The sequence below is a fragment of the Stenotrophomonas sp. 80084_Sma genome (assembly GCF_056481995.1).
The window spans coordinates 3,802,183-3,820,054 of sequence record NZ_CM151177.1 but is presented as its reverse complement, the minus strand read 5'-3'; the positions used below and the strand labels follow the sequence as shown (position 1 = coordinate 3,820,054).

The following is a 17,872-nucleotide window of genomic DNA, read 5'->3' as shown; positions in this document are numbered from 1 at the left end:
GCAAAAGCCGCGCTTGGCCGGGCGGGGTGGGTTCGCGGGGGACGCCGCAAGTACGTCCTTGTAGGCTTGGCAGCCGCATCCATGCGGCTGACACCCCCGCGAACCCACCCCGCCCGGCCTCTGACAGTTTCCGTGTGCGTCCACCCACGGAAGAGAAAGAAGAAGAGCAAGAGCGGAAGCGGGTCGCTTCGCTCGACGGCCATCGGGGTCAGATCCGTTTTCCGCAGGAAAACGGATCTGACCTCTTCGTTCTTCATCCGACACCACACACTGCTTGTGCCTTTGCCATCCGCTCCGCCTCATGAACCTTTCGAGGCCGGGGTAGTGTGGGCTGGCAGGGGTATCCGCGCCATGGATGGCGCGGCTAAGCCTCCAGGGACGGATTCACGGCGTCCCCTGCCAGCCCACACTACCCCGGCCCAGCCCCAGCATCACGAAGCGCCAGCGCTTTGGCCGTTGCCGTAGCTGTTGCAGTTGCTGTGCGCCTCTGCCTGCCGCAGGCATCGGCCCTCCCACCACCCGCACCCGATACAATGGCCGTCTGCCGTAGCCCGGCATCCCGTCCCTGAGCCAAAGAGTTGCCCATGTCCATCGTCCGCATGACCGACCTCGACCTCTCCGGCAAGCGCGTGCTGATCCGCCAGGATCTGAACGTGCCGATCGAGAATGGCCGCATCACCTCCGAACAGCGCATCACCGCTTCGCTGCCGACGCTCAAGCGCGCGCTGGAGCAGGGCGCGGCGGTGATGGTCACCTCACACCTGGGGCGCCCGAAGGAAGGTGTGTGGAGCGAAGCCGATTCGCTGGCGCCGGTGGCCCAGCGCCTGTCCGAGCTGCTCGGTCGCGAGGTTCCGCTGGTGCGCGACTGGGTCGACGGTGTCGACGTGCAGCCGGGCCAGCTGGTGCTGCTGGAAAACTGCCGCATGAACGTCGGCGAGGGCAAGGACGATGAAGCCCTGTCGAAGAAGTACGCCGCCCTGTGCGATGTGTTCGTGATGGATGCCTTCGGCACTGCGCACCGTGCGCAGGCCTCGACCCATGGCGTCATCCGCTTCGCCCCGGTCGCTGCCGGTGGCCCGCTGCTGATGGCCGAACTGGACGCGCTGGCGCAGGCGCTGGATGCACCGGCCAAGCCGCTGCTGGCCATCGTCGCCGGCAGCAAGGTCAGCACCAAGCTGGAACTGCTGGCCAACCTGGTCGGCAAGGTCGATCAGCTGATCGTCGGTGGTGGCATCGCCAACACCTTCATCGCTGCCGCCGGCTACAACGTCGGCAAGTCGCTGTACGAGCCGGACCTGCTGGACACCGCGAAGAAGATCGTGGCCGATGCCAAGGCGCGTGGCGCCGATATCCCGCTGCCGGTGGACGTGGTCACCGCCAAGCAGTTCATGCCGGACGCGGTTGCCGAAGTGAAGGCGGTCGACGCCGTTGCCGAAGACGACCTGATCCTGGACATCGGCCCGCAGACCGCGGCGCAGTACGCGCAGCTGATCGGGAAGGCCGGTACCGTGGTCTGGAACGGTCCGGTCGGTGTGTTCGAATTCGAGGCCTTCAGCAAGGGCACCGAAGCGCTGGCCCGTGCCATCGCCAGTTCGCCGGCGTTCTCCATCGCCGGTGGCGGCGACACCCTGGCCGCGGTCGACAAGTTCGATATCGCCCAGCAGGTCAGCTACATCTCCACCGGTGGCGGTGCGTTCCTGGAATTCCTGGAAGGCAAGACCCTGCCGGCGGTGGCCGCACTCGACGCGCGCGGCGCATGAGTGCCGATCGCAGCAAGGATGTCCTGTTCTTCGACCTGGACGGTACGCTGATCGATTCGCAGGTGGGTATCACCGCCTGCATCGCCTATGCGCTGCAGAAGATGGACCATCCGGTGCCACCGCAGGAGACCCTGCTGGGCTGGATCGGTCCGTCGCTGCGCACCACCTTCGCGCCGCTGTTCGGTGAACCGGCGCGGGTGGAACAGGCGGTGGGCTACTACCGTGAGCGCTTCGACGTCGAGGGCTGGCGCGAGCACACGGTGTACCCGCAGGTGGAAGACACCCTTCGCACGCTGCATGGTCGTGGCCATCGCCTGGCGGTGGTCACTGCCAAGAACGAGCCGCACGCGCGCCGCATCCTTGCCCACCTGCCGTTCGGTGGGCTGTTCGAGGAGATCGTCGGTTCAACCCTCGATGGCTCGCGTAGCCACAAGCCGGAACTGGTCGGTGAGGCGCTGCGTCGGCTGCAGGTGCAGCCCGCGCAGTGCTGGATGATCGGCGACCGCCGCATGGACATTGAAGGCGCGCGTCACCATGGCCTGCGCAGCGTCGGTGTGTTGTGGGGCTTTGGCGATGAGGCCGAACTCACCGAAGCCGGTGCCGGGCAGCTGGCCCGTGAACCGGCGCAGCTGGAAACGCTGCTGGCGTGATGCGCCGTTGATCGGTAGCGCCGGGCCACGCCCGGCGCCACCACCACCCTGCGCCAGCGTATGTCCGGCCGATGTCCGTTCGATGACCCGCGAAGTCAGGCAGCACAAGGCTGTAACCGTATACATGCGGCGTGAAGGATGTGCTAATTTCCGTTCTTTAACGGGAGAGGCCCATCCACCATGTTCGAGCGTCAGCGTCGCACCAAGATCCTTGCCACCCTCGGTCCGGCCACTGATCCGCCGGGCGTGCTGGAGGATCTGTTCCGCGCCGGCGTCAACGTGGTGCGCCTGAACTTCAGCCATGGCGATCCCTCCGGCCAGGCCAAGCGTGCTGCCGAAGTGCGCGCTGCCGCGGCCCGCGTGGGCGTGGAAGTCGGCATCCTGGCCGACCTGCCGGGCCCGAAGATCCGTATCGAGCGCTTCGCCGAAGGCAAGGTACAGCTGAAGGCGGGCAACCGCTTCGACCTGATCGCCAGCACCAGCGCCGGCCCGGGTGACGCCACCCAGGTGGGCGTGAGTTACCTCGGCCTGCCGCAGGACGTGGGTCCGGGCGATGTGCTGCTGCTCGACGACGGCCTGATGCAGCTGCAGGTGGTGGAAGTGCAGGGCGAACGCATCATCAACACCGTACTGAACGACGGTGTGCTGTCCGACCGCAAGGGCCTGAACAAGCAGGGCGGTGGCTTGTCGCTGGGCGCGCTGACCGAGCGCGACAAGGAACTGATCGGCATCGTCGCCAAGATCGGTGTCGACTTCATTGCCGTGTCGTTCTGCCGCAATGCGCAGGACATGAACGACGCGCGTGAGATCGCCCGCTCGCACGGCTGCGATGCCGCGCTGGTGTCGAAGATCGAGCGCACCGAGGCGATCGAGAACCTGGAAGAGATCGTCGAGGCCAGCGACGTGGTGATGGTGGCCCGTGGCGACCTTGGCGTGGAAATCGGCGATGCCGAACTGCCGGGCCTGCAGAAGAAGATCATCAAGGCCTCGCTGGCGCAGAACAAGGTGGTCATCACCGCTACGCAGATGCTGCAGTCGATGGTCGAAAGCCCGATTCCGACCCGCGCCGAAGTGCTGGACGTGGCCAACTCGGTCATCGACGGTACCGACGCGGTGATGCTGTCGGCCGAAACTGCTGCCGGTGCCTACCCGGTCAAGGCCGTGGAAGCGATGGCGCGCATCTGCCTGGGTGCAGAGCGCCAGTTCCAGACCGAGACCGACTTCAACGCTTCGCCGCGCAACCTGGAACGTGCCGACCAGGCCATTGCCATGGCCACCATGTTCCTGTCGCAGCACGTGGGCGTGCGCGCGATCGTGGCGATGACCGAATCCGGTGGCACCGCCCGCTACCTGTCGCGTTTCCGCGCCAAGGCGCCGGTGTTCGCGGTCACCCGCCACGACGGTGCGCGCCGCCAGATGGCGCTGATGCGCGATGTCTACCCGATCAACTTCGACAGCCGTGGCCTGACCCCGCGTGAAGCCGCACGCGGCAGCATCCGCCTGCTGGTGGAAGCCGAACTGCTGCAGGCCGGTGACCGCGTCGTGTTCACCAGCGGTGAGCACATGGAAACCCTGGGCGCGACCAACACCCTGCGCCTGCTGGAAGTGGGCGAAGACGGCCGCGCCAGCGGCCTGGGCGATCTGTAAACCCAGGCGGCCCCGGGTCGGAGCCGCTGCGCGGGTCCGACCCGGGGTCAGATCCCTGAAGGGGTCGTGACCCGGCGCAACAGGACATCGTCTGTCCGGTGCGGACATTGGAATCGTTTCCAGACTGCCCTGCACGTCGGTGCAACGGGCGGCGGGGCTATACTTACGTTTTTCCCGCACCCGCCACAGGAAGTACATGAGCATCGAACAGCTGGCTGAAACCGCCCAGGCCATGGTTGCCCCGGGCAAGGGCATCATCGCGATCGACGAATCCACCGCTACCATCGCCAAGCGTTTCGCAGGCGTCGGTATCGAGAACACCGAGGAGAACCGTCGTGCCTACCGCGAACTGCTGCTGACCACGCCGAAGCTCAACGAGCACATTTCCGGCGCCATCCTGTTTGACGAAACCATCCGTCAGTCGACCAGGGACGGCGTGCCGTTCGCCAAGTACATGGCCGACCACGGCATGATTCCGGGCATCAAGGTGGACAAGGGTGCGCACCCGCTGGCCGGCTGCCCGGGCGAGCTGGTGACCGAAGGCCTGGACGGCCTGCGCGAGCGCCTGCAGGAGTACTACAAGCTGGGTGCGCGCTTCGCCAAGTGGCGCGCGGTGATCAACATCGGCGAGAGCATTCCGTCGGGCACCTGCATCGAGTCCAACGCCCACGCGCTGGCCCGCTATGCCGCCCTGTGCCAGGAATGCGGCCTGGTGCCGATGGTCGAGCCGGAAGTGATCATGGACGGCGACCACGACATCGAGACCTGCTACGAAGTCACCGAAGCCACCCTGCGTTCGCTGTTCGATGCCCTGTACCAGCAGAACGTGCTGCTGGAAGGCACCATCCTGAAGGCCTCGATGGTCATCTCCGGCAAGGGCTGCGATGAGCAGGCCGACGTCGAGGAAGTGGCCGAGTCGACCGTGATGTGCCTGAAGAGCACTGTGCCGGCCATCCTGCCGGGCGTGGTGTTCCTGTCCGGTGGCCAGAGCGACGAGCAGTCCACCGAGCATCTGAACGCGATGAACCAGCTGGGCAACCTGCCGTGGCCGCTGAGCTTCTCCTACGGCCGCGCCATGCAGCAGGCCGCGCTGAAGCTGTGGGCCAAGGACATGAAGGGCAACTACGCTGCCGCCCAGAAGACCGTGTACGAGCGCGCCAAGGACAACGGCCTGGCCGCGCTGGGCAAGTGGAACGGTTGATCCGTCCCATCGCAGGATGAACAGGGCAACGCCGGCATCACGCCGGCGTTTGCTTTTGCGGGTATCTTTTCCGCCCCCACGCACCGGGCCGGTGTGCGGGACATACATGGAAGGCCAAGGAGAAAAAACATGCGTTTGGCAGTAATCACACTGGCCGTCGCCACGGTCCTGATCGCCGGCGGTTGCAACCGCATCGGTGGCGGTGGTGACGCAGGCAAGGCCGCGTCGCTCGATTTCGACAAGCCGGTGTCCGGCGAGATCACCTCGCGCAGCGGCATCAACTTCAACGACGGCAGCCATCACCAGCTGTACCAGATCAAGCTGGAAGACAGGGAACTGGTCGGCCTGAAGCTCACCGGCGCACTGACCGGCTCGATTGCCGTATTCAACAACGGCAGCCTGGTGTCCACCAGCAATACCGGTTACGAACGCGAAGGCGATGTCTCGCTGGCCTTCCGTGCCAACGGTGGCGGCACCTACCAGGTGGCGGTCAACGCCAACGGTCCCAGCGCCTTTGGCCCGTACCGCCTGCGCGCCGAGAAGCTGAAGCCGTACGACGGCAAGCCGCTGGTGGGCAGTGGTGAGATCGTCGACATGCTGGCCAGCAACTCGCAGGACTACACCCTGCAGGTGGAGAAGGCAGGCCTGTACGAGATCCGCCTGGTCTCGGATGTCTTCGATCCGGTGCTGAAGCTGTCCGGCCAGGGCGTGGATGCCGAGAACGATGACGGCGGCGACAGCACCAACTCGCGCCTGAACCTCTCGCTGAAGCCGGGCAAGTACACCCTGACTGCACGCGGCCTCGGCGACGGCGTCAATGGCATGTTCACCCTGTCGGCCACCCGCATTGAACTGCCAGGCAACCTGGTGGATCGCGATGGCACGGCACTGCCGAAGTCGGGCAGCGCGTACACCATGCTCGATAACGAAGGCCGCCGCCGCTTCCTGCTGACCCTGGATCGTCCGGCCGATGTGCGCCTGGACGCGATTTCCAGCCAGGTCGATACCGTGCTGCGCGTGGTCGGCGGCGACGTTGAGCTGACCGACGACGACGGTGGCAATGGCACCAATGCACGCCTGGAAGAGACGCTGCCGGCCGGTCACTACACCGTCGACGTGTCCAGCCTGAACAACGGTGCGGGCCTGGTGGAAGTGCGCGTGCAGGTCGAAGGTGCCAGCGCCGACGGTGCTGCCGCCTCGGCCGCACGCGCCGCTGCGGATGCAGCTGCTGCCGTGGCCGATGACGCCGCTGCTGCGGTGGAATCAGCCAGCCGTTGAGGTGATCCACACGTAGCGTGGATGACCTCAAGGTCGCAACGGGAAAGGCCGGGCAATGCCCGGCCTTTCCTTTTACCGGAAGCGCTGGGGTTCAGTGCGCAGCGGCGAAGCCCGCATCACCCAGAGGCGGCAGCATCGATCCACGCGGTTCGTTGTCCGTGCTTTGTCCCGCGGCGCTCAATGCCTGCTGGTAGGCCTTTGCCGTGGCAGTATTGAACGCCACCAGCACGATGCGCATCGGCTGTGCATGGCTGCGCTGCCACGCCAGTGTTTCGGTCACCGCGATCTGCGCGGCCTGGTACAGCGGATAGCCATACACACCGCAGCTGATCGCCGGGAATGCGATCGACTGCACGCCCAACGATTCGGCCAGTTGCAGCGATTTCCAGTAGCAGTTGGCCAGCAGCGCCGGTTCGTCACGCTGACCGTCATGCCAGACCGGGCCCACCGTGTGCAGTACATGCCGCGCCGGCAATGCATAAGCGTCGGTGGCGCGCACTTCGCCGGTCGGGCAGCGCACGCCCGCGCGCAGTTCCGGCAACTGCTCGCACTCGGCCAGCAGCGCAGGGCCCGCGGCACGATGGATCGCACCGTCGACACCGCCGCCACCGAGCAGTGTTTCATTGGCCGCGTTGACGATCGCATCCACCGCCAGGGTCGTGATGTCGCCCTGCCAAACTTCGATCTTCATGCGTCCGTCTCCTGCCTGTGAGGTGTTCCGCGCAGCATCTGCGCCGGCTGTTCCCACGGTAGGGGACAGGGCATCGATACTGCGTCATGACCGTCTCACGCGCTGCGATCCGACGGCCTTCACGCACGATGGCGGGCGACGCCTTCACGCAGGCTGAAGCAGAAAGGGCTCAGAGCTTTTTTCCGCACGGAAAAGGCTCTGACCCCTGCGATCCATGGTTCTGGCAAACCGGGTCAGAGCCCTTTCCCTGCAGGAAAGGGATCCGACCCGATGCATCACGGCAGGCCGGCCAGCCAGTCGTCGTCGGAACCCTCATTCACATCGGCGAACAGCGGTGTGGAGAAATAGCGCTCGCCGGTATCGGGCAGCATTGCCAGGATCACCGAGCCCGGTTCAGCGCGAGCGGCCACGTCCAGCGCGCTGGCCACGGTGGCGCCGGCGGAGATGCCGACGAAGATGCCTTCCTCCGCAGCCAGGCGACGCGCGGTGGCGATCGCGCGGTCATCTTCGACCGAGACCAGTTCGTCCACCACATCGCGGTTGAGCACGTCCGGCACGAAGTCCGGGGTCCAGCCCTGGATCTTGTGCGGCTTCCAGTCATCGCCCTTCAGCAGCGCGGCACCGGCCGGTTCGGTGGCGATGATGCGGGTCTGCGGGCGCGCGACCTTCAGCACTTCGCCCACGCCGGTAAGCGTGCCGCCCGTGCCCCAGCCGCTGACGAAGTAGTCCAGCCGCTTGCCGGCGAAGTCGCGCAGGATCTCGGCGGCGGTGGTGTTGCGGTGGTAGGCCGGGTTGGCCGGGTTGGCGAACTGGCTGGCCAGGAACCAGCCGTGCTGCTCGGCCAGCTCGGCCGCCTTGCGCACCATGCCGCTGCCGCGCTCGGCGGCCGGGGTCAGGATCACCTTGGCACCGTAAGCGCGCATCAGCTTGCGGCGCTCCACCGAGAAGGTCTCGACCATGGTGGCCACGAACTTGTAGCCGCGCGCGGCGGCGACCATCGCCAGTGCCACGCCAGTGTTGCCTGAAGTGGCTTCGACAATGGTGTCGCCCGGCTTGAGCAGGCCGCGTGCCTCGGCGTCGAGGATGATCGCCAGCGCCAGACGGTCCTTCACTGAACCGCCCGGGTTGAACGACTCGACCTTGGCGTAGACGCTGACCTGCGCGGGCGCCAGGCGCTGCAGCCTGACGATGGGGGTGTTGCCGACGGTATCGAGGATGGAGTCGTACAGGGCCATGGAAGCGCTCCGGAAGAAACGGGGCCGCGCCGGGCTTCGGCGGGCGAAGGGGAGGGCTGGCTGTTCAGGCCAGCGGCTGCCGGCTGACCGTAGCGCCGGCATATGACGCCCGGAAATGACCAGATACCTTTCTTAAACAACCTTTGGTTATAAGCTGGTGACGGCAATTGACCCTAGAGTGGACCTCCGCCCCACGCCGCCTGCCTCCCATGACGCTGACCCAGCTGCGCTACCTGGTTGCCATCGCCGACGCCGAGCTGAACATCACGCTGGCCGCCTCGCGCGTGCACGCCACCCAGCCCGGCCTGTCCAAGCAGCTCAAGCAGCTGGAGGACGAGCTGGGTTTCCTGTTGTTCGTGCGCAAGGGCCGCAGCCTGGAGTCGGTCACCCCGGCCGGCACCGAGGTCATCGCCCGCGCTCGTGCGGTGCTGGCCGAGGCCAACAACATCCGCACCTACGCGGCCAACCAGCGCCGCGAGAGCCAGGGCCAGCTGATCCTGACCACCACCCACACCCAGGCGCGCTTCGTGCTGCCGCCGGCGGTGGCAGCGATCAAGCAGGCCTATCCCCAGGTGAGCGTGCATCTGCAGCAGGCCGGTGAAGCCGACGCGCTGGACCGCCTGAACCAGGGGGATGCCGATATTGCGATCATCAGCACCGCTGGCGGTGAGCCCACTGATGGCATCGCGGTGCCGCTGTTCCGCTGGCGACGTCTGGTGGTGGTACCCAAGGGCCACCCGCTGGACCGCGCCGGCCGCGCCCCAGACCTGGCCGCGCTGGCCCGGCAGCCATTGATCAGCTACGAATCCTCGACCCGGCCGAATTCCTCGTTGCAGCGCGCCTTCGCTGCGAACGGCCTGGTGCCGGATCTGGCGCTGACCGCGCTCGATGCCGACCTGATCAAGACCTACGTGCGTACCGGTCTGGGCGTGGGCCTGCTGGCGGAGATGGCGGTCAGTTCCAACGACGAAGACCTGAGGTCGTGGCCGGCCCCGGAGCCGATCACTGAGTGCATTGCCTGGGCGGTGCTGCCTCGCGATCGCGTGCTGCGTGATTACGCGCTGGAGCTGGTGCACGTGCTGGCACCGCAGATCGATCCGCGTGATCTGCGCAGGGTGCTGGATGGCAACCAGGCGGCGGCGTGGCCGGTGCCACCGACGTGGGAGTCACTGACCCAGACCATCACGGTGTGAGGTGGGTCGAGCAGGGCGTGCAGCCCTGCACCCGCGGTAGTGCCGGCCGCTGGCCGGCAACCTCAGAAGCAACATCAACATCAAATGCGGGTTTCCTGTGGGATGGCGGGGCGGTGTGGGCAGGCAGGACACGCCGTAAACCCATCCATGGGGGCTCGATGGCGCCATCCATGGCGCCAACGGTCCTGCCTGCCCACACCGCCCCACCTCTGACAGATTCCGGCGGCTGTTGGTAGGTGTCGACCTTGGTCGACACGGTAGATCCACGCCATGCGTGGATGCATTTCGATTCCAATTCGAAATATTCGATTCCGATGGAGATTCATCCACGCATGGCGTGGATCTACTGCAGATCGCAGAAATCTGTCGAAGGCGGGGTGGGTCCGGTTGCGGGGGCGTGAGCGCCATGGATGGCGCGACCGAGCCTCCATGGACGGATTTACGGCGTCCCCCGCAACTGGACCCACCCCGCCATCCCTCAGGAAACCAGCTTCTGCTGTTGCTTCGGCACCTGCCGTGGCCTCTGCGGGTGCAGGGCGCAGCCCTGCCGAAAACCCCTCCTGCGACGGTTCGTCGCACGGGCAACCCTGGACCCGGCTCTACACTAGCGGGGTGACCCGCCTGTCCCGCCCGCAGCGCCTCCTGCTCCAGCTCGCCGTCCTGGCGACGCTGTTGATGGTGCTTGCGCCGCTGGTCAGCCGCGCGCTGCAGGCGCAGCCGATGGAGCATGCCGCGATGGCAGGCATGGACCACGCCGCCATGGGCCATGACATGCACGGCATGGCCATGGCCGGGCACGATCAGCACGGCGCCGCGCCGGCCGCGCCCAGCCGCCCGCCCGACCCCCACGCCATGCACGGCGAAGCCTGCGAATACTGTGTGCTGGCCATGCGCCTGCTGCCGTGGCTGGCGGTGCTGGTGCTGCTGTTGCCGCTGCTGTGGCGGCCGCGGCTGGTGTTCCCGTGGTCGCAGCAGGTGCTGCCGGCGCTGCGTTGGCCGGCGCATGCCGCGCGCGGGCCGCCGCGCCTCTCCTTCGTCCGCTGATATCCCTATCGAATCTGCCGCACGACGCCTGACCGGGCGCCGTGCGCGCGTGCGTACTTTGGAGCTGTTCCGATGAAAATGACTTCCCGCCCCGCGGGCGCCTGCGCGCGCCTGCCGGTTGCCCTTGGCCTGGCCGTGGCCGCGTCACTGGCCCACGCTGCGCCTGCCGAAGAGGCACGTACCCTCGACACGATGGTGGTCACCGCCGCCGCACCGTCGTCCCCGCTGCACTGGGTGACCGACCCGCGCCTGCCGCGGCAGCCGGTGCCGGCCAGCGACGGTGCCGATTACCTGAAGACCGTCCCCGGCTTCTCCGCCATCCGCAACGGCGGCACCAACGGCGACCCGGTGCTGCGCGGCATGTTCGGTTCGCGCCTGAACATCCTCAGCAACGATGGCAACCTTATCGGTGCCTGCCCGTCGCGCATGGACAATCCGCTGTCCTACATCGCGCCGGAAAGCTTCGACCGGCTGACCATCATCAAGGGCCCGCAGAGCGTGCGCTGGGGGGCGGGCGCGTCGGCCGGCACCGTGCGTTTCGAGCGCGATACGCCGCGCTTCGAGGAGCCGGGCCTGCGTGCCGATGCCAGTGCGCTGGTCGGTTCGCGCAACCGCAACGACCAGGTGCTGGACCTGACCTTGGGTAACCCGACAGGCTACGTACGCGCCAGCGGCAACCGTTCCGAAGCCGATGACTACAAGGACGGCCACGGTGACGTGGTGCCGTCGAAGTGGCGCAAGTGGAACGGTGACGTAGCCATCGGCTGGACGCCGGATGCCGACACGCTGCTGGAAATTTCCGCCGGTGCCGGTGATGCGATCGCGCGTTACGCGGGCCGTGGCATGGACGGTGCCGCGTTCGAACGCACCAGTTACGCGGCGCGTTTCGAGAAGCGCAACCTGCCGGGGGCATGGGACACGCTGCAGGCCAATGTGTACTACAACGAGGCCGATCACGTGATGGACAACTACACGCTGCGCACGCCGAACCCGAACAGCATGATGCCGATGCCGATGGCGTCGAACGTGGATCGCCGTACCCAGGGCGGCCGGGTCAGTTCCGAGTGGCGCTGGCAGGATGTGCAGCTGGTGGCGGGTATGGATGGCGAAGACAGCCGCCATCGTGGCCGCATGGGCATGGGCCGCGACACCTACCGCCAGGCCGCCTGGGAAACCGATGCCAACCTCCGCCGCTATGGCGTGTTCACCGAGTTGACCCTGGGTGCGGGCACCGACCAGCGCTGGATCAGCGGCCTGCGCATCGACCGCGCCAGCGTCCGCGATGAGCGGCAGTCGGTGCGCGGGATGATGGGCAACCGGCCGAACCCGACCGCTGGCCTGCAGCGCAAGGAATGGCTTGGCAGCGGCTTCCTGCGCTACGAGCAGGACCTGGCCGATGGCCTGACCTGGTACGCCGGCCTCGGCCACAGTGAACGCATGCCCGACTACTGGGAGCTGTTCTCGCCCAACCACGGCCCGGCCGGTGCGGTGAACGCGTTCACCGGCGTGCAGCCCGAGCGCACCACCCAGCTTGATGTGGGCATGCAATACAAGGGGCCCCGTGTGCAGGCGTGGGTGTCGGCGTACGCCGGGCAGATCCAGGACTACATCCTGTTCACCTACCACGGCAGCGGCATGATGGGCATGAGCCAGGCCCGCAACGTCGATGCCCGCATTGCCGGTGCCGAGGCGGGCCTGGAAGTGAGCGTGGCCGAGCAGTGGAAGCTGGGCGGCACGCTGGCCTATGCCTGGGGCGAGAACCGCGACCAGCATCGCCCGCTGCCGCAGATGCCACCACTGGAAGCACGCCTGAGCGCGAACTGGGAAGGCCAGCGCTGGAGTGCCGGTGCGCTGCTGCGCGCGGTGACCCACCAGCATCGTGTCGCAAATGGCCAAGGCAATGTGGTCGCGCAGGACCTGGGGCCGAGTGCCGGCTTCGCCACCTTCGCGCTCAACGCTGCTTACCGCTTCAGTTCGCAGCTGCAGCTCAGCGCGGGCGTCGACAACCTGTTCGACCGTGCCTACAGCGAGCACCTGAATCTGGCCGGCAGCGCCGACTTCGGTTTTCCGGCTGACCCGGTGCGCATCAACGAGCCGGGCCGCAGCCTGTGGATGAAGGTGAACTACCGGTATTGATCCGCCGGGTGTAAAAAAAAACCGGGGCCGGATCCCCGCCAGGATCCGCCCCCGCCCGACGCCCTCTGCCGGGCAGCTTCGACTCTACGATGGCAACGCCTGCGGTGCACGGCTGGATACACCTCGACACATGCCGACACCGCTGCGGTCAGCCTTGCACGGAACGGGTTCACGGCGCTATCGCGACGCCGGTTCCACGCCAGTAAACGCTTGGCACATATCGCTTCTGTGGGCGCTTGCCTACACTCGGCGGCCGTGGATCACTCAGGACCGTTCATGTTGGCTCGCATCGCTTCGACCCTGGCCCTTGGCCTCAGCCTGGCCGTGCTGGCCGGGTGCGCGGGCAAACAGGAGGCCGCCGCCCGTCGGCAGGGAGAAGCGGTGCCGGTCACCGCGCAGGTCGTGCAGTCCACGCAGTGGAACGACACGCTGCAGGCACTGGGTACGGCCAAGGCGCGCGAATCGATCAGCGTCACGGCCAAGGTCAGCGAGATCGTCGAGAAGGTGCACTTCGAAAGCGGCCAGCATGTTGCCGCCGGTGCGCCGATCGTGACCCTGCGCGGGCAGGCCCAGGAGGCCGCGCTGGTGCAGGCGCAGGCCACCTTCCATGAGGCCGACCAGCTGTACAGGCGCCAGCGCGAGCTGGCCACGCAGCGGCTGGTGTCCAGCGCCACGCTGGATACGCAGAAGTCGATCCGCGATGCCGCCGAGGCGCGTGTGGCGCAGATGCAGTCGGACATCGGTGACCGCCGCGTGCGTGCACCGTTCGCCGGTGTGCTCGGCATCCGCCAGGTCAGCCCGGGCACGTTGCTGACGCCGACCACGGTGATCGCCACGCTCGACGACATCGAACACATGCACATCGATTTCCAGGTGCCGGAAGTGGAACTGGCCGCGCTCGGCGTCGGTGACAAGGTCAGTGCCACCAGCGTGGCGTGGCCAGGCCGTACCTTCGAGGGCGTGGTCAGCACCGTCGACGCACGCATCGATCCGGCTACCCGTGCGGTGACCGTACGTGCCGACTTCGCCAACGGCGACCATGCCCTGCGCCCGGGCATGCTGCTGGACGTGCGCCTGTTCCACCCCGAGCGCCCGGCGCTGGTGATTCCGGAAATCGCCGTGGTCCAGGTCGGTCGCGATACCTTCGTGTACCGCATCACCGCCGACGACAGTGTCGAACGCGTGGATGTGGTCACCGGCGCGCGCCGTGCCGGCGTGGTCGAGATCAGGCAGGGCCTGGAAGCGGGCCAGCGCATCGTGGTCGATGGCACCGGCAAGCTGCGCCCGGGCCTGAAGGTCGCAGCCAAGGACGCGGCACCGGCCACGGGTGCCAAGCCGGCTGATGCACCGGCGCCGGTCGCGGCCGAGGGCCACGGCGGATGAAGCTGTCCGACATCTCCATCCAGCGACCGGTGTTCGCCGTGGTGATGAGCCTGTTGCTGCTGGTGCTGGGCGTGATGTCCTTCACCCGCCTGACCCTGCGCGAACTGCCCGCCATCGATCCGCCGATCGTTTCGGTATCGGTGGATTACACCGGCGCTTCGGCCGCGGTCATCGAAAGCCGCATTACCCAGGTGCTGGAAGATGCGCTGGCCGGCATCGAAGGCATCGATACGATCAACGCGCGCAGCACCAACGGCCGCTCGCAGGTCAGCATCGAATTCACCTCCAACCGCGATATCGAAGCGGCGGCCAACGATGTGCGCGATGCGGTCAGCCGCGTCGCCGACCGCATGCCGGAGGAAGCGCGTCCGCCGGAGATCGCCAAGGTCGAGAGCGATGCCGACCCGATCATCTGGTTCAACATGGTCTCCTCGACCATGGACACGCTGGAGCTGAGCGACTACGCCGACCGCTACGTGGTCGATCGTTTCTCCAGTCTCGATGGCGTGGCCCAGGTCCGCATCGGCGGCCGCCAGCGCTATGCGATGCGGATCTGGCTGGACCGTGACCAGCTGGCGGCGCGCGGACTGACCACCGGCGACGTGGAAACCGCGCTGCGCAACGAGAACGTGGAACTGCCGGCCGGCCGCATCGAGTCGACCGACCGCGATTTCACCCTGCGCGTGGAGCGCAACTACATCAAGCCCGAAGACTTCGCGACCATCCCGCTGGGCAAGGGTCGCGATGGTTACGTGGTGCGCATGGGCGATGTGGCGAAGATCGAGCTGGCCTCGGCCGAGCGCCGCGCGTACTACCGCAGCAACGGCGAGCCGGGCATCGGCCTGGGCATCGTCAAGACCTCCACCGCCAACTCGCTGGACGTGGCGCGTACTGCGCGCGCTGAAGCCGAACGGGTCGCGCTGACCCTGCCCAAGGGCACGCAGATCTTCGTTGCCTTCGACAACACCACCTTCATCGAAGCCGCGGTGGACCGCGTCTACGCCACGCTGGTGGAGGCGATGATCCTGGTGCTGGCAGTGATCTGGCTGTTCCTCGGCAGCTTCCGCGCTGCGTTGATTCCGGCGGTGACGGTGCCGGTCTGCCTGGTCGCAGCGTTCATCGCACTGTACGCGTTCGACTTCTCGATCAACCTGCTGACCCTGCTTGCGCTGGTGCTGTGCATCGGCCTGGTGGTGGACGATGCGATCGTGGTGGTGGAGAACGTGCAGCGCCGCATCGACCTGGGCGAACCCCCGCTGGTGGCGTCCAAGCGCGGTACTGCGCAGGTCGCCTTCGCAGTGATCGCCACCACCGCGGTGCTGGTGGCGGTGTTCCTGCCGGTCGGGTTCCTGGAAGGCAATACCGGGCGCCTGTTCCGCGAACTGGCAGTGGCGCTGGCGGCGGCGGTGGCGTTGTCCGCCTTTGTGGCGCTGACGCTGACGCCGATGATGGCCTCCAAATTGCTCAAGCCGCATACCGGGCAGGCACCGCGTGGCCTGCATGGCTTCATCAACCGCAACCTGGAACGCCTGGCCGGGGCCTATGGGCGGGTGCTCGACCACCACGTGGACCGCACCTGGATCTACCTGCTGGTGATGGTGGCCGCACTGGCCGCCAGCTGGGGCCTGCTCAAGCTGCTGCCGTCGGAACTGGCGCCGGCCGAAGACCGCGGTTCGTTCCAGATCATGATCGATGGCCCGGAAGGCGCCGGCTACGACTACACCGTGCAGCAGGTGCAGCAGGTGGAATCGATGCTGGCACCGCATGTTGGCCCGGACAAACCGATCGTGCGCGCCAATCCACGCGTGCCCGGTGGTTGGGGTGCCAGCGAGGAAATGCACACCGGCCGCGTCAGCATCTTCCTGCAGCCGTGGCGCCAGCGCAGCGAAGGCACGCCGGAAGTGGCCAACGAACTGCAGAAGGAACTGGACACCATCCGCGGCGTGCGCGTGCGTACGCAGGTGGGCGGTGGCCTGGTGCGCAGCGGCGGGCAGCCGTTCCAGATCGTGCTGGGCGGCCCGGAATATGCCGAGATCGCGCAGTGGCGCGACCGTATCCTGCTGCGCATGGCCGACAACCCCGGCCTGGTCGGCCCGGACTCGGATTACAAGGAAACGCGGCCGCAGATGCGGGTCAACATCGACCGCCAGCGTGCGGCCGACCTCGGCGTGCCGGTCACCGCGATCGGTTCGGCACTGGAAACCATGATGGGCTCGCGCCGCGTCACCACCTTCGTCGACAACGGCGAAGAGTACGACGTGCTGGTGCAGGCCGGTCGCGATGGCCGTGCCAGCCCGGCCGACCTGGCCGCCATCCGCGTGCGCGCGACGTCCGGCGAACTGGTGCCGCTGTCCAACCTGGTCACGCTGAGTGAGGTGGCCGAGGCCGGCACCCTGAACCGCTTCAACCGCCTGCGCTCGATCACCATCAATGCGGGCCTGGCGCCGGGCTATCCGCTGGGTGAAGCCATTGCCTGGGCGCAGCAGGTCACGCGCGAGGAGCTGCCGCAGTACGCACAGGTGAACTGGAAGGGCGAATCGCGCGAATACCAGAGTGCCGGTGGCGCGGTGCTGCTGACCTTCGCCATGGCGCTGCTGGTGGTCTACCTGGTGCTGGCCGCGCAGTTCGAGAGCTTCATCCACCCGCTCACCATCATGCTGACCGTGCCGCTGGGCGTGCTCGGTGCGCTGGTCGGGTTGTGGGTCAGCGGTGGCACGGTGAACCTGTTCAGCCAGATCGGCATCGTCATGCTGGTCGGCCTGGCCGCGAAGAACGGCATCCTCATTGTTGAATTCGCCAACCAGCTGCGTGACGACGGAAGAACCGTGCGCGAGGCGATCATCGAATCGGCGATGGTGCGCCTGCGCCCGATCCTGATGACCTCGATCGCCACCGTGGTCGGTGCGATTCCGCTGGTGGTGGCCGGTGGCCCCGGTTCGGCCAGCCGTGGCACCATCGGCATCGTGATCATCTTCGGTGTGACCCTCTCGACGTTCCTGTCGCTGTTCGTGGTGCCGGCGTTCTACGCGCGGCTGGCGCCCTACACCCGCTCGCCGGAAGCGGTGAAGCGCGAGCTGGAGAAGCAGGAGGCGGAGTCGCCGTCGGTGGGTGGTCATGCCTGATCCGACCACCGTGCTGCGAGGCGACGGCTTCCAACTGCGCCCCTGGCGCCCGGATGATCTGGAATCGCTGCTGCGCCATGCCAACGACGCCGAGGTATCGCGGGGCCTGCGCGATCGCTTCCCGTACCCGTACACGCGCGAGGATGGCGAGGCCTTCCTCGCCGGTCGCGTGCTGGCCCCTGGCACCCTGAACCTGGCCATCGAGATCGACGGCCAGGCCTGCGGCAGCGTCGGGGCCCAGCAGGGCAGTGCCGAGCGCGGGCACATGGCGGAACTGGGCTACTGGCTGGGCCAGGCCTACTGGGGCCAGGGGCTGATGACCCGGGTGGTCGGCCTGTTCGCACCCTGGGTGATGGACGAGCTGCGCCTGTTCAGGCTGCAGGCCGGGGTGGTCGATTTCAACCTCGGCTCGGCCCGGGTGCTGGAAAAGAACGGCTTCCAGGAAGAAGGCGTGGACCGCTGCGCGGTCTACAAGCGCGGCGTGCTGCACGACCTGCGCCGCTTCGCCCGGGTGCGCACGCAGCTGCCCTGA

At 67.1% G+C, this 17,872-nt stretch carries 13 protein-coding genes; 11 read left to right on the top strand and 2 right to left on the bottom strand.

From position 1 onward, the window contains the following. The first annotated feature begins 584 nt into the window (after positions 1 to 584). The 5 genes from ACZK3W_RS17655 (at position 585) to ACZK3W_RS17635 (ending at position 6,536) form a co-directional block, all read left to right on the top strand. Positions 585 to 1,760, top strand: a complete 1,176-nt coding sequence (locus ACZK3W_RS17655; RefSeq protein ID WP_032127869.1) for a phosphoglycerate kinase — start codon at positions 585 to 587, stop codon at positions 1,758 to 1,760. Further along, complete coding sequence (locus ACZK3W_RS17650) at positions 1,757 to 2,410, top strand: HAD hydrolase-like protein (RefSeq protein WP_197617375.1); 654 nt, start codon at positions 1,757 to 1,759, stop codon at positions 2,408 to 2,410. Before ACZK3W_RS17655 ends, ACZK3W_RS17650 begins: the two co-directional genes overlap by 4 nt. A gap of 180 nt (positions 2,411 to 2,590) precedes the next feature. Then, entirely contained in the window at positions 2,591 to 4,057 is a 1,467-nt protein-coding gene (pyk, locus tag ACZK3W_RS17645) for a pyruvate kinase (protein ID WP_125892698.1), read from the top strand. 196 nt (positions 4,058 to 4,253) lie between these two features. Next, the gene (locus ACZK3W_RS17640; RefSeq protein ID WP_197617373.1) at positions 4,254 to 5,258 is read left to right on the top strand and encodes a class I fructose-bisphosphate aldolase; all 1,005 of its coding nucleotides are present in this window, start codon (positions 4,254 to 4,256) and stop codon (positions 5,256 to 5,258) included. Between the two features lie 129 nt (positions 5,259 to 5,387). Continuing rightward, complete coding sequence (locus ACZK3W_RS17635) at positions 5,388 to 6,536, top strand: ABC transporter substrate-binding protein (protein ID WP_197617371.1); 1,149 nt, start codon at positions 5,388 to 5,390, stop codon at positions 6,534 to 6,536. Between the two features lie 91 nt (positions 6,537 to 6,627). Here the strand turns inward: ACZK3W_RS17635 and ACZK3W_RS17630 are convergent, their stop codons facing one another. Both ACZK3W_RS17630 and cysK read right to left on the bottom strand, forming a co-directional pair. Continuing rightward, positions 6,628 to 7,227: an O-acetyl-ADP-ribose deacetylase gene (locus ACZK3W_RS17630; RefSeq protein ID WP_197617369.1), complete on the bottom strand. Its 600-nt coding sequence runs from the start codon at positions 7,225 to 7,227 to the stop codon at positions 6,628 to 6,630. 275 nt (positions 7,228 to 7,502) lie between these two features. Next, positions 7,503 to 8,462: a cysteine synthase A gene (gene cysK, locus ACZK3W_RS17625; RefSeq protein WP_032127874.1), complete on the bottom strand. Its 960-nt coding sequence runs from the start codon at positions 8,460 to 8,462 to the stop codon at positions 7,503 to 7,505. 209 nt (positions 8,463 to 8,671) lie between these two features. On the opposite strand from cysK, the gene ACZK3W_RS17620 reads away from it, so the two are divergent. From ACZK3W_RS17620 to ACZK3W_RS17595, 6 genes are all read left to right on the top strand, one after another. Then, positions 8,672 to 9,655: a LysR family transcriptional regulator gene (locus ACZK3W_RS17620; protein WP_043403003.1), complete on the top strand. Its 984-nt coding sequence runs from the start codon at positions 8,672 to 8,674 to the stop codon at positions 9,653 to 9,655. A 612-nt stretch (positions 9,656 to 10,267) separates the two neighbouring features. Next, entirely contained in the window at positions 10,268 to 10,699 is a 432-nt protein-coding gene (locus ACZK3W_RS17615; RefSeq protein ID WP_180838154.1) for a DUF2946 domain-containing protein, read from the top strand. A gap of 72 nt (positions 10,700 to 10,771) precedes the next feature. After that, on the top strand, positions 10,772 to 12,835 hold the full coding sequence (locus ACZK3W_RS17610; RefSeq protein ID WP_197617292.1) for a TonB-dependent copper receptor: 2,064 nt from the start codon (positions 10,772 to 10,774) through the stop codon (positions 12,833 to 12,835). Between the two features lie 276 nt (positions 12,836 to 13,111). Continuing rightward, positions 13,112 to 14,218 carry an efflux RND transporter periplasmic adaptor subunit gene (locus ACZK3W_RS17605; RefSeq protein WP_071228524.1) on the top strand — a complete coding sequence of 369 codons (1,107 nt, stop codon included), beginning with the start codon at positions 13,112 to 13,114 and terminating at the stop codon, positions 14,216 to 14,218. Beyond that, complete coding sequence (locus ACZK3W_RS17600; protein ID WP_049425136.1) at positions 14,215 to 17,340, top strand: efflux RND transporter permease subunit; 3,126 nt, start codon at positions 14,215 to 14,217, stop codon at positions 17,338 to 17,340. The genes ACZK3W_RS17605 and ACZK3W_RS17600 overlap by 4 nt, the downstream gene beginning before the upstream one ends. Next, positions 17,333 to 17,872, top strand: a complete 540-nt coding sequence (locus ACZK3W_RS17595; protein WP_107432154.1) for a GNAT family N-acetyltransferase — start codon at positions 17,333 to 17,335, stop codon at positions 17,870 to 17,872. The genes ACZK3W_RS17600 and ACZK3W_RS17595 overlap by 8 nt, the downstream gene beginning before the upstream one ends.

Excerpts from the sequence above, each read along its gene's own strand:
- ACZK3W_RS17655 (WP_032127869.1), top strand. The coding sequence starts at position 585 with ATGTCCATCGTCCGCATGACCGACCTCGACCTCTCCGGCAAGCGCGTG.
- ACZK3W_RS17650 (WP_197617375.1), top strand. The coding sequence starts at position 1,757 with ATGAGTGCCGATCGCAGCAAGGATGTCCTGTTCTTCGACCTGGACGGT.
- pyk (WP_125892698.1), top strand. The coding sequence starts at position 2,591 with ATGTTCGAGCGTCAGCGTCGCACCAAGATCCTTGCCACCCTCGGTCCG.
- ACZK3W_RS17640 (WP_197617373.1), top strand. The coding sequence starts at position 4,254 with ATGAGCATCGAACAGCTGGCTGAAACCGCCCAGGCCATGGTTGCCCCG.
- ACZK3W_RS17635 (WP_197617371.1), top strand. The coding sequence starts at position 5,388 with ATGCGTTTGGCAGTAATCACACTGGCCGTCGCCACGGTCCTGATCGCC.
- ACZK3W_RS17630 (WP_197617369.1), bottom strand. The coding sequence starts at position 7,227 with ATGAAGATCGAAGTTTGGCAGGGCGACATCACGACCCTGGCGGTGGAT.
- cysK (WP_032127874.1), bottom strand. The coding sequence starts at position 8,462 with ATGGCCCTGTACGACTCCATCCTCGATACCGTCGGCAACACCCCCATC.
- ACZK3W_RS17620 (WP_043403003.1), top strand. The coding sequence starts at position 8,672 with ATGACGCTGACCCAGCTGCGCTACCTGGTTGCCATCGCCGACGCCGAG.
- ACZK3W_RS17610 (WP_197617292.1), top strand. The coding sequence starts at position 10,772 with ATGAAAATGACTTCCCGCCCCGCGGGCGCCTGCGCGCGCCTGCCGGTT.
- ACZK3W_RS17605 (WP_071228524.1), top strand. The coding sequence starts at position 13,112 with ATGTTGGCTCGCATCGCTTCGACCCTGGCCCTTGGCCTCAGCCTGGCC.
- ACZK3W_RS17600 (WP_049425136.1), top strand. The coding sequence starts at position 14,215 with ATGAAGCTGTCCGACATCTCCATCCAGCGACCGGTGTTCGCCGTGGTG.
- ACZK3W_RS17595 (WP_107432154.1), top strand. The coding sequence starts at position 17,333 with ATGCCTGATCCGACCACCGTGCTGCGAGGCGACGGCTTCCAACTGCGC.